Raw genomic sequence first — 15,614 nt, forward strand, 5'->3', positions numbered from 1 at the left:
TGCAATCGCTTTCCTTTTTAAAAATAAAAAAATCCTGTCAATTACTTCCTTTTATTTATTTTTGAAAATTTAAGCCGCTCCATACAACGAATTGCAAAAATTCTTTGTTCTAGTAAAGAATCTGAGTAAATATCCAGTGTCATTTGTGTCGAAGAATGACCTAGAAGCGCACTAACAGAAGAAATATCTGCACCATTTTCTAAACATCGTGTTGCAAATGTATGACGAAGCTGATGGAAATGAATATTTACTAAGCCTGCTTTTTACAGATTCGCTGAAAGTGATAGGATAATAAACGCGGTTCATAAGGCTTATTGTTAACAGAAAAAACGTACGTTGACTGTTTATTTTTTGCATGTTCCTTTAATAATAGAATCAATTTTCTTGATAATGGTACTACTTTGAGCAGCCTGACTTTTAGCAGGAGCCTCAGTTAAAATGGTCTTATTTTCATTAGGGAGCGGTAAACGCTGATAAGTATTTTCAACATAAAAGTTGACGATCAAATTGTATATTATTCCATTTCAACGCGGAAATCTCTCCAATTCTAAGCCCCGTATGCATAGCAACTATGACTGCTAAAGAACTAGGGGTTGCAATGGTTTCAATAGTATTCTCTAACCTTTTTGTTGCTCATGTAAAGATAATGCATGCACTTTCTCTTTACTTTGGGTAAGACAACATTTGAACAAGGATTAATTAATACTTTTTATACGCAACTCTTAATGTCTCACTTAAAAGTGTTATCATTATTTTAATACTTGCTGGGGAGAGAGATTGCTTTTCCAATTGACTGACTAATTGCTGTACTTTTGTAGCTGAAATTTCGTGTAAAGGTAGGTCCCTAAAGAAGGTAATAAATACTTTTTTAGTTTATAACTGTAGCTGAAAAAGTAGAGTCTTTGACTATTCCTTGAATGTTCAGTAGCCATTCTCTACACCATACTTTATAAGACAATGAGCCAACCCTTTTATAATGGTTCATCTTAGCGACCTTTTTTCCGCAAAGGAATTAAACGATTTCTCACTTCACTTAATGTTCTACCGTAAATGTACCCATAATGCAATCGTCCATTGGGACGTCGACCAATTGGATAACGGCCCTCCCAGCGACCATCTTTTCGTTTATAAATATTTTCTCCAGTTCGTGGCATAAAATAACTTCATCCTTTCTACTTGTTGACGGCTTAATTTGACGGAAAAATAAAAAAGACTATTAGATATCTTAATTTTAACTTTTTGAGCTACCTCTATTAAGTATAAGAGATTTACGAATAAATAGTAATAGTTATTCTTGTGTTTATATTCTAATAGTATTATAATGTTAAGGTGAAATATTGTAGTAGATTTTAAATAATTAATATATTCCCATGTTTAAAATGATTCTAAATGTATAAAAAACTTCTTGTTTTATATTCTTACAAGAAAAAAGAGGCGGGAACGTAGAACAGCATTTAGTTAGATTCTAACATGTGAAATCTTTAGTTTAAAGGGGTGTCTTTATGAAGAAACGAAGTCTTTTATTATTGGGAGTTATAACGTTAGGTTGGGTTCAACCGGTTTGTACAGTGGTAGCAGAAAAAATGGAAACGACTATGCAAAGTTATTCTGCCGTTATGGATAAAAGTTTGAAAGACTCGGCATTACCCATGGTCGGTTCGCAACCTAATACAAAAGAGAAAACTAATGAAAGTCCACCACAAGAAAGGATGACGGAGACAGAGACTACTGAATCATCGAATATAACTAGTTCGAGTATAAAAAATAGTTCAATAGGACAAAGTACAACAAATTCTAGTTCTATAAAAGATTCAGCGTCAGCAACCTATGGAAATACATTTTTTAGTTCAGCTACCGAAAAAAAACACATTGAAGAAGCTAAAAGTACAACAACAGAAGATAAACAAGCATTGAATGGCGCATCAATTATTGTAAATAGAGAAAATTTTGGTTCTTATTTTACTAATTTAGGTACGGCTACTTATGATTCTAGTACAGGGGTTGCTATATTGACAGAAGCGAAAGAAGAACAGGTAGGTGCATTCACTTTAAATAGTAAACTATCATTTAATACTAATTTTTCTTTTAAAGGTGCTCTAAACCTAGGTACAAATAAAAATGGTGCAGATGGTTTAGGCTTTGCATTTCATCAAGGAAATACAACGGATATTGGCTTTTCCGGGAATGGTTTGGGAATTACAGGATTACAGAATGCTATTGGCTTTAAGGCTGATACATATTACAATATTCCGGGAGCTCCTGAATCGGATGAGGATGATATATATATATCAAGACCTAATGAATCCGCACAGTATGGCGGACCTGGAGACATAGAGCAGGCTCCCTATGGAGCGTTTGTAACAACAAATTTTGAAAAAATTATGAATCAAGCTGGAAAAAAAGAAGTTACTAGATGGTGGCCAACTTTCACAGATCCTAAAAAACTTAGTAAAGATGACATCGATGGGAATTTTCACGATTTTTCTATTATTTATGATGCAGCAACGCGAAAACTAACTGTAAGCTTTACACAATCTTCAGGGAATATACAAACTTGGGAGCGATCTATTGATAATGATTATACTACTGCTGCGTTTACCATTCTTGGATCAACTGGCTTAGCGTTTAATAAACAACAAGTTAGATTTGATGAGTTTTCTTTTCAAGAGGCAGCAACTGTTAATGTTAAATATGTTGATACTAATAAAAAGGAAATAGCTCAAGGGGAAGTTACATATCCTCAAGGTGCTTATGTTAATGGGACATACACAACTGAAAAAAAAGTTATACCTGGTTATACTTTTAAAGAAATGGATCCGTCGGGTTTGGATTCGAAAGGTAATTTAACAGTGAGCGGAAGTAATGGTACGGTAACTTATATATATGACGTTAATAAGTATACTGTTAAGTATGATGCAAATGGTGGTAGGAATAGTGATGCTATGCCTGATCAGTCATTTTTATATAATCAATCACAAAATTTATCAGATAATTTATTTATTAGACCAGGATATACATTTAAAAACTGGGATGATCTAGCAAAAGGTGGAGGGAACTCTTATACTGATAAGCAAAATGTGAAGAATTTAGTCAGTGAATCAAATGGTACTGTAATTCTTTATGCGCAATGGACAGCGAATGAGCAAAGCGTTAACTTTGATGCCAATGGCGGAAGTACAGATCAAAAAACAATTACAGGTAAAACAGATGAAACGGTAGACCTCTCAGAGGTTAAACCAGCGAGCCGAGTTGGATATACCTTCAAAGGCTGGTACACTAGCAAAACTGGCGACACTAAAATGCCAGCAAACGTGAAATTGGCAGACGGCGGAGTGACATACTATGCGCAATGGACAGCGAATGAGCAAAGCGTTAACTTTGATGCCAATGGCGGAAGTACAGATCAAAAAACAATTACAGGTAAAACAGATGAAACGGTAGACCTCTCAGAGGTTAAACCGGCGAGCCGAGTTGGATATACCTTCAAAGGCTGGTACACTAGCAAAACTGGCGACACTAAAATGCCAGCAAACGTGAAATTGGCAGACGGCGGAGTGACATACTATGCGCAATGGACAGCGAATGAGCAAAGCGTTAACTTTGATGCCAATGGCGGAAGTACAGATCAAAAAACAATTACAGGTAAAACAGATGAAACGGTAGACCTCTCAGAGGTTAAACCGGCGAGCCGAGTTGGATATACCTTCAAAGGCTGGTACACTAGCAAAACTGGCGACACTAAAATGCCAGCAAACGTGAAATTGGCAGACGGCGGAGTGACATACTATGCGCAATGGACAGCGAATGAGCAAAGCGTTAACTTTGATGCCAATGGCGGAAGTACAGATCAAAAAACAATTACAGGTAAAACAGATGAAACGGTAGACCTCTCAGAGGTTAAACCAGCGAGCCGAGTTGGATATACCTTCAAAGGCTGGTACACTAGCAAAACTGGCGACACTAAAATGCCAGCAAACGTGAAATTGGCAGACGGCGGAGTGACATACTATGCGCAATGGACAGCGAATGAGCAAAGCGTTAACTTTGATGCCAATGGCGGAAGTACAGATCAAAAAACAATTACAGGTAAAACAGATGAAACGGTAGACCTCTCAGAGGTTAAACCAGCGAGCCGAGTTGGATATACCTTCAAAGGCTGGTACACTAGCAAAACTGGCGACACTAAAATGCCAGCAAACGTGAAATTGGCAGACGGCGGAGTGACATACTATGCGCAATGGACAGCGAATGAGCAAAGCGTTAACTTTGATGCCAATGGCGGAAGTACAGATCAAAAAACAATTACAGGTAAAACAGATGAAACGGTAGACCTCTCAGAGGTTAAACCAGCGAGCCGAGTTGGATATACCTTCAAAGGCTGGTACACTAGCAAAACTGGCGACACTAAAATGCCAGCAAACGTGAAATTGGCAGACGGCGGAGTGACATACTATGCGCAATGGACAGCGAATGAGCAAAGCGTTAACTTTGATGCCAATGGCGGAAGTACAGATCAAAAAACAATTACAGGTAAAACAGATGAAACGGTAGACCTCTCAGAGGTTAAACCAGCGAGCCGAGTTGGATATACCTTCAAAGGCTGGTACACTAGCAAAACTGGCGACACTAAAATGCCAGCAAACGTGAAATTGGCAGACGGCGGAGTGACATACTATGCGCAATGGACAGCGAATGAGCAAAGCGTTAACTTTGATGCCAATGGCGGAAGTACAGATCAAAAAACAATTACAGGTAAAACAGATGAAACGGTAGACCTCTCAGAGGTTAAACCAGCGAGCCGAGTTGGATATACCTTCAAAGGCTGGTACACTAGCAAAACTGGCGACACTAAAATGCCAGCAAACGTGAAATTGGCAGACGGCGGAGTGACATACTATGCGCAATGGACAGCGAATGAGCAAAGCGTTAACTTTGATGCCAATGGCGGAAGTACAGATCAAAAAACAATTACAGGTAAAACAGATGAAACGGTAGACCTCTCAGAGGTTAAACCAGCGAGCCGAGTTGGATATACCTTCAAAGGCTGGTACACTAGCAAAACTGGCGACACTAAAATGCCAGCAAACGTGAAATTGGCAGACGGCGGAGTGACATACTATGCGCAATGGACAGCGAATGAGCAAAGCGTTAACTTTGATGCCAATGGCGGAAGTACAGATCAAAAAACAATTACAGGTAAAACAGATGAAACGGTAGACCTCTCAGAGGTTAAACCAGCGAGCCGAGTTGGATATACCTTCAAAGGCTGGTACACTAGCAAAACTGGCGACACTAAAATGCCAGCAAACGTGAAATTGGCAGACGGCGGAGTGACATACTATGCGCAATGGACAGCGAATGAGCAAAGCGTTAACTTTGATGCCAATGGCGGAAGTACAGATCAAAAAACAATTACAGGTAAAACAGATGAAACGGTAGACCTCTCAGAGGTTAAACCAGCGAGCCGAGTTGGATATACCTTCAAAGGCTGGTACACTAGCAAAACTGGCGACACTAAAATGCCAGCAAACGTGAAATTGGCAGACGGCGGAGTGACATACTATGCGCAATGGACAGCGAATGAGCAAAGCGTTAACTTTGATGCCAATGGCGGAAGTACAGATCAAAAAACAATTACAGGTAAAACAGATGAAACGGTAGACCTCTCAGAGGTTAAACCAGCGAGCCGAGTTGGATATACCTTCAAAGGCTGGTACACTAGCAAAACTGGCGACACTAAAATGCCAGCAAACGTGAAATTGGCAGACGGCGGAGTGACATACTATGCGCAATGGACAGCGAATGAGCAAAGCGTTAACTTTGATGCCAATGGCGGAAGTACAGATCAAAAAACAATTACAGGTAAAACAGATGAAACGGTAGACCTCTCAGAGGTTAAACCAGCGAGCCGAGTTGGATATACCTTCAAAGGCTGGTACACTAGCAAAACTGGCGACACTAAAATGCCAGCAAACGTGAAATTGGCAGACGGCGGAGTGACATACTATGCGCAATGGACAGCGAATGAGCAAAGCGTTAACTTTGATGCCAATGGCGGAAGTACAGATCAAAAAACAATTACAGGTAAAACAGATGAAACGGTAGACCTCTCAGAGGTTAAACCGGCGAGCCGAGTTGGATATACCTTCAAAGGCTGGTACACTAGCAAAACTGGCGACACTAAAATGCCAGCAAACGTGAAATTGGCAGACGGCGGAGTGACATACTATGCGCAATGGACAGCGAATGAGCAAAGCGTTAACTTTGATGCCAATGGCGGAAGTACAGATCAAAAAACAATTACAGGTAAAACAGATGAAACGGTAGACCTCTCAGAGGTTAAACCGGCGAGCCGAGTTGGATATACCTTCAAAGGCTGGTACACTAGCAAAACTGGCGACACTAAAATGCCAGCAAACGTGAAATTGGCAGACGGCGGAGTGACATACTATGCGCAATGGACAGCGAATGAGCAAAGCGTTAACTTTGATGCCAATGGCGGAAGTACAGATCAAAAAACAATTACAGGTAAAACAGATGAAACGGTAGACCTCTCAGAGGTTAAACCAGCGAGCCGAGTTGGATATACCTTCAAAGGCTGGTACACTAGCAAAACTGGCGACACTAAAATGCCAGCAAACGTGAAATTGGCAGACGGCGGAGTGACATACTATGCGCAATGGACAGCGAATGAGCAAAGCGTTAACTTTGATGCCAATGGCGGAAGTACAGATCAAAAAACAATTACAGGTAAAACAGATGAAACGGTAGACCTCTCAGAGGTTAAACCGGCGAGCCGAGTTGGATATACCTTCAAAGGCTGGTACACTAGCAAAACTGGCGACACTAAAATGCCAGCAAACGTGAAATTGGCAGACGGCGGAGTGACATACTATGCGCAATGGACAGCGAATGAGCAAAGCGTTAACTTTGATGCCAATGGCGGAAGTACAGATCAAAAAACAATTACAGGTAAAACAGATGAAACGGTAGACCTCTCAGAGGTTAAACCAGCGAGCCGAGTTGGATATACCTTCAAAGGCTGGTACACTAGCAAAACTGGCGACACTAAAATGCCAGCAAACGTGAAATTGGCAGACGGCGGAGTGACATACTATGCGCAATGGACAGCGAATGAGCAAAGCGTTAACTTTGATGCCAATGGCGGAAGTACAGATCAAAAAACAATTACAGGTAAAACAGATGAAACGGTAGACCTCTCAGAGGTTAAACCAGCGAGCCGAGTTGGATATACCTTCAAAGGCTGGTACACTAGCAAAACTGGCGACACTAAAATGCCAGCAAACGTGAAATTGGCAGACGGCGGAGTGACATACTATGCGCAATGGACAGCGAATGAGCAAAGCGTTAACTTTGATGCCAATGGCGGAAGTACAGATCAAAAAACAATTACAGGTAAAACAGATGAAACGGTAGACCTCTCAGAGGTTAAACCAGCGAGCCGAGTTGGATATACCTTCAAAGGCTGGTACACTAGCAAAACTGGCGACACTAAAATGCCAGCAAACGTGAAATTGGCAGACGGCGGAGTGACATACTATGCGCAATGGACAGCGAATGAGCAAAGCGTTAACTTTGATGCCAATGGCGGAAGTACAGATCAAAAAACAATTACAGGTAAAACAGATGAAACGGTAGACCTCTCAGAGGTTAAACCAGCGAGCCGAGTTGGATATACCTTCAAAGGCTGGTACACTAGCAAAACTGGCGACACTAAAATGCCAGCAAACGTGAAATTGGCAGACGGCGGAGTGACATACTATGCGCAATGGACAGCGAATGAGCAAAGCGTTAACTTTGATGCCAATGGCGGAAGTACAGATCAAAAAACAATTACAGGTAAAACAGATGAAACGGTAGACCTCTCAGAGGTTAAACCAGCGAGCCGAGTTGGATATACCTTCAAAGGCTGGTACACTAGCAAAACTGGCGACACTAAAATGCCAGCAAACGTGAAATTGGCAGACGGCGGAGTGACATACTATGCGCAATGGACAGCGAATGAGCAAAGCGTTAACTTTGATGCCAATGGCGGAAGTACAGATCAAAAAACAATTACAGGTAAAACAGATGAAACGGTAGACCTCTCAGAGGTTAAACCAGCGAGCCGAGTTGGATATACCTTCAAAGGCTGGTACACTAGCAAAACTGGCGACACTAAAATGCCAGCAAACGTGAAATTGGCAGACGGCGGAGTGACATACTATGCGCAATGGACAGCGAATGAGCAAAGCGTTAACTTTGATGCCAATGGCGGAAGTACAGATCAAAAAACAATTACAGGTAAAACAGATGAAACGGTAGACCTCTCAGAGGTTAAACCAGCGAGCCGAGTTGGATATACCTTCAAAGGCTGGTACACTAGCAAAACTGGCGACACTAAAATGCCAGCAAACGTGAAATTGGCAGACGGCGGAGTGACATACTATGCGCAATGGACAGCGAATGAGCAAAGCGTTAACTTTGATGCCAATGGCGGAAGTACAGATCAAAAAACAATTACAGGTAAAACAGATGAAACGGTAGACCTCTCAGAGGTTAAACCAGCGAGCCGAGTTGGATATACCTTCAAAGGCTGGTACACTAGCAAAACTGGCGACACTAAAATGCCAGCAAACGTGAAATTGGCAGACGGCGGAGTGACATACTATGCGCAATGGACAGCGAATGAGCAAAGCGTTAACTTTGATGCCAATGGCGGAAGTACAGATCAAAAAACAATTACAGGTAAAACAGATGAAACGGTAGACCTCTCAGAGGTTAAACCAGCGAGCCGAGTTGGATATACCTTCAAAGGCTGGTACACTAGCAAAACTGGCGACACTAAAATGCCAGCAAACGTGAAATTGGCAGACGGCGGAGTGACATACTATGCGCAATGGACAGCGAATGAGCAAAGCGTTAACTTTGATGCCAATGGCGGAAGTACAGATCAAAAAACAATTACAGGTAAAACAGATGAAACGGTAGACCTCTCAGAGGTTAAACCAGCGAGCCGAGTTGGATATACCTTCAAAGGCTGGTACACTAGCAAAACTGGCGACACTAAAATGCCAGCAAACGTGAAATTGGCAGACGGCGGAGTGACATACTATGCGCAATGGACAGCGAATGAGCAAAGCGTTAACTTTGATGCCAATGGCGGAAGTACAGATCAAAAAACAATTACAGGTAAAACAGATGAAACGGTAGACCTCTCAGAGGTTAAACCAGCGAGCCGAGTTGGATATACCTTCAAAGGCTGGTACACTAGCAAAACTGGCGACACTAAAATGCCAGCAAACGTGAAATTGGCAGACGGCGGAGTGACATACTATGCGCAATGGACAGCGAATGAGCAAAGCGTTAACTTTGATGCCAATGGCGGAAGTACAGATCAAAAAACAATTACAGGTAAAACAGATGAAACGGTAGACCTCTCAGAGGTTAAACCAGCGAGCCGAGTTGGATATACCTTCAAAGGCTGGTACACTAGCAAAACTGGCGACACTAAAATGCCAGCAAACGTGAAATTGGCAGACGGCGGAGTGACATACTATGCGCAATGGACAGCGAATGGAAAAAACAAAAATAATAGTAATACTCAATCAGGTCAAGCAAAGCATATTAACGGTTCTAAGCCAAACTTGCCAAGCACAGGAGAGCAAAGAGAAAATATCTTTTATATTTTAGGAGGAGTAATAGTATTCTTGGCAATTGTATTATATGTAGTATCGAAAAAATAGAAGGAATAAATGATTATTTTATCAGTTCATCGCTTAAAGTTTATGATACTTTAAAAAGAAGAAGGTAAATAAAAGTCACAGAAAGATGGTAAAGATTTTTGAAATAATTTTCTTAAATAAAAACGCAAAAGACAACAATCCTAAGTGGAAGGTAAGCCGACCCCCAAAAGTTAGACCTAGAAATCTAACTTTTGGAGGTTTTTTGTCTCTTTGTCAAATAATGTTTACTAAAGAGTCCAGAGACAAAAATAAAGGCTGGCATATAGAATGAATAGATCCAAAAGTTGATCGTTTCCATGAGTCGTGAAGGAGAAGCCTCAAGATCTAAAATATGCCCAAAAATCACTAAGAAAATTAAAAAAAGTTTCACGTTGTCCCATTTATAAATTCGCTTGTCGTTTTCCATAACGATCACTCCTTTTAGTAGAAAACAGTTCACTTTTGTTTAATGCAGAAGAGGACAATTTTTCCATTCATTGAGTAGATAATTGTAGATACGAACCGGCAGCCGTTAAATGAGCCCCCACATACTTGCGCTTAAAACAAAAAATTAGGCAGGATGTTAGTCTTAAATTATACTGAAAGAGTGACGATCCTCCAAAGATTTTGTTTATTAAGAAGTGAAAGATGCGGTGAAAATAAATGATAAAATTTCAAAATGTTTCAAAAGTATATCAAGAAAATGCTGTTTTGTCCGATGTGAATTTAACAATCCAACAAGGCGAATTTTTTGTATTAGTAGGGCCGAGTGGTAGTGGAAAAACGACGACTTTGAAAATGATTAATCGGCTCATTGAGCCAACGACAGGTGAAGTGGCTCTCAATGAACAAGCGGTAACCAATTATCCTTTACGTGAATTACGACTAAAAATTGGCTATGTTCTTCAGCAAATTGCCTTATTTCCTAACTTAACCGTGGCGGAAAATATTGAGTTGATTCCTGAAATGAAAAAATGGCCCAAAGAGCAACGCAGAGAGCGAACCATTGAACTATTGAAAAAAGTTCAGCTGGATCCTGAGGAATATCTGCATCGTAAGCCAGCAGCGCTTTCAGGAGGCGAACAACAACGTATCGGGATTTTACGCGCCATTGCAGCCGAACCAGAAGTGATTTTAATGGATGAACCTTTTAGCGCGCTAGATCCGATTTCAAGACATCATCTTCAACGTTTGGTGAAAGAACTTCATCAGGAATTAGCGAGTACCATTGTTTTTGTGACCCATGATATGAATGAAGCTTTACTGTTAGGAGAGCGCATCTGTATTATGGACGCTGGCAAAATTATTCAAGTCGATACGCCAGAAGCCATTCAAAAACATCCGAAAAATAATTTTGTCGGTCAATTTTTCAAACAATCTTCGCCAGAACTAGCGAACTATTGTGGCGCTGACTTGACTGCATTTTTAGAAGCCGCAGATGAGACGATTGAGCCAGTGCCGACTGTTTTCATGGAAACCAATTTAAAAGAGATTGTCCAACTCATTAATGCACAAGAGAAAGCAAATTTAGTAGAAAAACAACAAGTTTTAGGGTGTATCACCTCAAAAACGATTACTCGTTTTATGGAACAGCTGTTGGAAAGCGAGGGACAGTAGATGCAAGCACTGATTGAAACTTTTTTCGCTCGAAAAGAAGAATATCTGCAAGCGTTAATCGAGCATATGCAATTGTCCTTTATCTCGTTATTATTCGCTGCGTTGATTGCAATTCCTTTAGCCATTTATTTAACGAGTCATCGTAAGTTAGCGGAAAGTCTGTTACAAGTGACTGGGATTTTCCAAACCATCCCTTCTTTAGCCTTGCTAGGCTTACTGATTCCGTTAATTGGTATTGGTCGACCACCGGCAATTGTTGCGCTAGTGATTTATGCCTTATTCCCAATTTTACAAAACACCTATACTGGTTTGACGGAAATTGATCCTTCGTTAGAAGAAGCCGCAGAAGCATTTGGGATGAGTAAAAAAGAAAAACTGTTTAAGTTTGAGTTGCAAATGGCATTACCATTTATTATTTCAGGTATTCGAACGGCTACCGTTTTAATTATTGGTACGGCCACGTTGGCGGCGTTAATTGGAGCAGGTGGTTTAGGGACCTTCATTTTATTAGGAATTGATCGAAATAATTTATCGTTGATTTTTATTGGAGCCCTTTCATCGGCTGCACTAGCAGTCTTATTTAATTATGGAATTCATTGGTTGGAAAAAGCGAATGGGCGGCGACTAATCATTGGCGGTACTATTTTAGGCCTTTTGTTAGGTGGTTCATTTTTCTGGAATCAACAAACTTCTTCAAAGGAAAAACAGCTGACAATTGCTGGCAAATTAGGAGCGGAACCAGATATTATTATTAATATGTATAAAGCCTTAATTGAAGAAAATAGCGACATTCAGGTGACGTTAAAGCCAAACTTTGGCAAGACTACTTTTTTATATAATGCCTTGAAATCAGATGAAATCGATCTTTATCCGGAATTTACAGGAACAGTGATCGAAACCTTTTTAAAAAATCCTCCTCAGCTAGACAATCAACCTCAAGTAGTCTATGAAGCGGCACGCGCTGGCTTGAAAAAGCAAGAAAACCTTACTTTGTTGAAACCGATGCGCTATGAAAATACGTATGCCGTCGCAGTTAAGCGCTCATTTGCAAAAGCGCATCAATTAAAAACGATTAGTGATTTACAGAAAATTAGCAATCAGTTGAAAGCAGGTTTTACGTTAGAATTTATTGATCGGCAAGATGGTTATAAGGGATTACAAGAAAAATATCATTTAAATCTGAATGTCCAATCGATGGAACCGGCGTTACGCTATCAAGCGATTAATAATGGTGAGGTAAATGTGATTGATGCCTATTCAACGGATAGTGAATTGAGACAATACGATTTAGTAACGTTAGAAGATGATCAAGCGCTATTTCCGCCTTATCAAGGAGCACCACTTATTAAAACAGCAACGTTGGAAAAATATCCAGAATTAGCAGAAATATTGAATAAATTGGCAGGAAAAATTAGCGAAGAAGAAATGAGTGAAATGAATTATCAAGTCAATGTGGAGGGGCAAGATCCTAGCATAGTGGCGAAAGACTATTTAAAAGAAAAGAATCTTCTTAAATAAGTATTTTTTACTGAAAAAGACTGGTATATAAACATTTATCCAGTCTTTTTCAGATAAATAAAGAGTTTAATGTGAAAAGTACCTGTATTTTTACTCATTTTTGGATATAATAAAAGAAATGAATGGAGAGGAGTGGTCTATATGAAAAAAGCAGAACGTCAACGTTTGATTAAACAATTAATTATGCAACAAGAAATTGAAACACAAGATGAATTAATCACTCGTTTGGAAGAACTTGGCGTCCGAGCCACTCAAGCGACTGTTTCAAGAGATATCCGTGAAATGAGTATTGTTAAAACACATGGTGCAGATGGTCGTGTCAAATATGCAATTTTTTCTCAAGCACAAGGCACAAGCAGTGAAGAGAAATTACGAGAATCAGTAAAAGATTCAGTTGTTCGAATGGAGCGAGTACAATTTATTGTCATCTTGCATACAGAGATGGGAAATGCCGATGTGGTGAGTAACTTTTTAGATGAAGTAGCTTATCCAGAAGTGGCCGGTACAGTGGCTGGTGCGGATACGATTATTGTGATTACACGTTCAGAAGAGGATGCGGAACACTTTATCGAACGTATCGAAAATATGATTTTTTAAAATTGAAAGCATCAATAGAAGGGAGTTTTTTTCTTGGTAGAATTGAAAGCGCTACAAAATGGTTCGGATATTCGGGGAATTGCTTTGGATACGGAAGAGCAAACTGCAACATTAACCGCAACAGTAGTAGCCGAAATTGCGGTGGGCGTGGTTCGTTGGTTACAGGATAAAAAACAGCTGCCACGAAAGGCACAACAGCGCCTGACAATTGCAATCGGACATGATAGTCGTCTAACGGCGGAGCCGATTAAGCAAGCATTAGTAGATACGTTTCTTTCATTAGGTATTCAGGTGATTGACGTTGGTTTAGCTACGACGCCTGCTATGTTTATGGCTACTCAATTTCCAACGCTTCAATGTGATGCAGCGATTATGATCACAGCTAGCCATTTGCCTTACTATTTTAATGGCTTGAAGTTCTTCACAGCAGAAGGTGGAGCAGAGAAAGAAGATATTCGGTATATTTTATCTCATACTGATCCGCTGACAGCCAATGAAAATGGCACACTGATGAAGCAAGAGTTACTGCCAATTTATGCGGAGCATTTGGTGGAAAAAATCCGCCAAGGAATTCATTCGCCAGAAGAGAAACCTTTACAGGGCTTTCGAATTATCGTTGATGCGGGTAATGGGGCTGGGGGCTTCTTTGCGGAGCAGGTTCTTCAAGTTTTGGGCGCTGATACGACGGGATCACAGTTTTTAGAACCAGATGGGCATTTTCCTAATCATGTACCTAATCCAGATAATTCTGAAGCAATGAAAAGTATTCAAACGGCTGTTTTAGCTAATCAAGCAGATTTGGGCATTATTTTTGATACAGATGTAGATCGTTCGGCCGTGGTGGACCAATCAGGTGAGGTACTAAACCGAAATAATTTAATTGCTGTTTTAGCGGCAATCGTTTTAAAAGAAGCGCCTGGTAGTTATATTGTGACAAATTCGCCAACATCAAGTCATTTAAAAACATTTATTGAAGAAAAAGGCGGCCAACAGATTCGTTATATTTCTGGTTACCGAAATGTCATTAATAAAATGATTGAATTGAATCATGGGGGCTTTCAGACACCGTTAGCCATTGAAACCAGTGGTCATGCAGCATTTCAAGAAAACTACAATCTGGATGATGGTGCATATGTCGTGGCGAAAATTTTAATGTTGTTACCAGAATTGAAACAAAACAATCAAACGTTAGGTGATCTGATTGCTACATTGAAGCAACCGGCAGAAACCAACGAATTTCGCTTCAAAATTACTGCGGAGGATGTTACTTGTTATGGGCAACAAGTCTTGCGAGACTTTGAATTGTTTGTAGAAAATCAAGCAGACTTTGCTGTGGACCGTGAAAACCAAGAAGGTGTTCGGGGAAACGTGTCTGGTCAATATGGCAGTGGTTGGTTTTTGCTACGCTTAAGTCTGCATGAACCGTTGCTTGTTCTTCAGGTAGAGAATGACCAAAGCGATAAAAATGCGTGTGTCATCGAAAAAATTTCCACTTTTTTACAAAAATACGAGGAAATAGATAGTCAGCAAATAGAAAAATAATCTAGGAAATTAAAGGTGTTCTTATGGAAAATGTCTTAAAAGGAAAACACATTGGCTTTTCTCATTTTAGAGAAGAATATATCGAACATATTGCAAAACAGCAATGGGATAATGAATTGCTTCGGCATTTGAGCTGGGATGCTTTACATCCGTGGGGGCTTGAAGAATGGAAAGATTTCACGATTAATAAAGGAGAAGATGATCGATTTCTATTTGCTATTTTAGAAAATACGACAGAGGAATTTATTGGTTGGGTTTCGTTGTCTGATGTACAGTTGAAAAATAGAGGGGCCAATTTAGGGATTGCTATTTTACAAAAAGAGCAACGTGGTCAAGGATATGGCTTTGAGGCGGTGTCTTTAATTTGTAAATTTGCTTTTTATGAATTGGGCTTGCACAAAATCAGATTAGCTGTCAATAGTAACAATCAAAAAGCGATTCATGTTTATGAAAAAGTAGGCTTCAAAAAAGAAGGAATTGATAGAGAAGCGTTATTTCAAGATGGCCAATGGCTGGATATCTACAATTACGGAATTTTACAAAAAGAGTGGCTACAAATGATTAAGGCTGAGAGTTAGCTCAGGAACTGTTTAACACCAAGACACTGAGCAAACG

The 15,614-nt window shown here is 40.1% G+C and carries 7 protein-coding genes and 2 pseudogenes; 6 read left to right on the forward strand and 3 right to left on the reverse strand.

The features are described 5' to 3' along the window. Positions 1-41 precede the first annotated feature (41 nt). Positions 42-248 (reverse strand): annotated as a pseudogene (locus tag IGI63_RS11840) (tyrosine-type recombinase/integrase); the annotation flags it as partial. A 738-nt stretch (positions 249-986) separates the two neighbouring features. Further along, positions 987-1,154 carry a hypothetical protein gene (locus IGI63_RS11845; protein ID WP_429975840.1) on the reverse strand — a complete coding sequence of 56 codons (168 nt, stop codon included), beginning with the start codon at positions 1,152-1,154 and terminating at the stop codon, positions 987-989. 348 nt (positions 1,155-1,502) lie between these two features. Between IGI63_RS11845 and IGI63_RS11850 the strand changes: the two genes are divergently transcribed. Further along, positions 1,503-9,746: an InlB B-repeat-containing protein gene (locus IGI63_RS11850; RefSeq protein ID WP_429975841.1), complete on the forward strand. Its 8,244-nt coding sequence runs from the start codon at positions 1,503-1,505 to the stop codon at positions 9,744-9,746. A gap of 202 nt (positions 9,747-9,948) precedes the next feature. Here the strand turns inward: IGI63_RS11850 and IGI63_RS11855 are convergent. Then, a pseudogene (locus IGI63_RS11855) lies at positions 9,949-10,152 on the reverse strand (acyltransferase family protein); the annotation flags it as partial. A 236-nt stretch (positions 10,153-10,388) separates the two neighbouring features. Here IGI63_RS11855 and IGI63_RS11860 point away from each other — a divergent pair. The 5 genes from IGI63_RS11860 to IGI63_RS11880 all read left to right on the forward strand — a co-directional run bounded on the left by IGI63_RS11860 (position 10,389) and on the right by IGI63_RS11880 (position 15,577). Then, the gene (locus IGI63_RS11860) at positions 10,389-11,342 is read left to right on the forward strand and encodes an ABC transporter ATP-binding protein (protein ID WP_002363150.1); all 954 of its coding nucleotides are present in this window, start codon (positions 10,389-10,391) and stop codon (positions 11,340-11,342) included. Continuing rightward, on the forward strand, positions 11,343-12,860 hold the full coding sequence (locus IGI63_RS11865; protein ID WP_002355507.1) for an ABC transporter permease/substrate-binding protein: 1,518 nt from the start codon (positions 11,343-11,345) through the stop codon (positions 12,858-12,860). A gap of 141 nt (positions 12,861-13,001) precedes the next feature. Further along, a complete protein-coding gene (gene argR / locus IGI63_RS11870) occupies positions 13,002-13,457 on the forward strand; it encodes an arginine repressor (RefSeq protein WP_002355509.1) in 456 nt (151 codons plus the stop codon). Positions 13,458-13,490: 33 nt separating this feature from the next. Beyond that, positions 13,491-14,999 carry a phosphomannomutase/phosphoglucomutase gene (locus IGI63_RS11875; RefSeq protein WP_429975842.1) on the forward strand — a complete coding sequence of 503 codons (1,509 nt, stop codon included), beginning with the start codon at positions 13,491-13,493 and terminating at the stop codon, positions 14,997-14,999. Between the two features lie 23 nt (positions 15,000-15,022). After that, positions 15,023-15,577 carry a GNAT family N-acetyltransferase gene (locus IGI63_RS11880; protein ID WP_002367997.1) on the forward strand — a complete coding sequence of 185 codons (555 nt, stop codon included), beginning with the start codon at positions 15,023-15,025 and terminating at the stop codon, positions 15,575-15,577. Positions 15,578-15,614 lie beyond the last annotated feature (37 nt).

The organism is Enterococcus sp. DIV0086, from assembly GCF_050498705.1.
Classification (GTDB): Bacteria; Bacillota; Bacilli; order Lactobacillales; family Enterococcaceae; genus Enterococcus; species Enterococcus faecalis.

Bases quoted from the DNA above. Each gene is read 5' to 3' on its own strand.
- argR (WP_002355509.1), top strand. From the start codon at position 13,002: ATGAAAAAAGCAGAACGTCAACGTTTGATTAAACAATTAATTATGCAA.
- IGI63_RS11845 (WP_429975840.1), bottom strand. From the start codon at position 1,154: ATGCCACGAACTGGAGAAAATATTTATAAACGAAAAGATGGTCGCTGG.
- IGI63_RS11860 (WP_002363150.1), top strand. From the start codon at position 10,389: ATGATAAAATTTCAAAATGTTTCAAAAGTATATCAAGAAAATGCTGTT.
- IGI63_RS11865 (WP_002355507.1), top strand. From the start codon at position 11,343: ATGCAAGCACTGATTGAAACTTTTTTCGCTCGAAAAGAAGAATATCTG.
- IGI63_RS11880 (WP_002367997.1), top strand. From the start codon at position 15,023: ATGGAAAATGTCTTAAAAGGAAAACACATTGGCTTTTCTCATTTTAGA.
- IGI63_RS11850 (WP_429975841.1), top strand. From the start codon at position 1,503: ATGAAGAAACGAAGTCTTTTATTATTGGGAGTTATAACGTTAGGTTGG.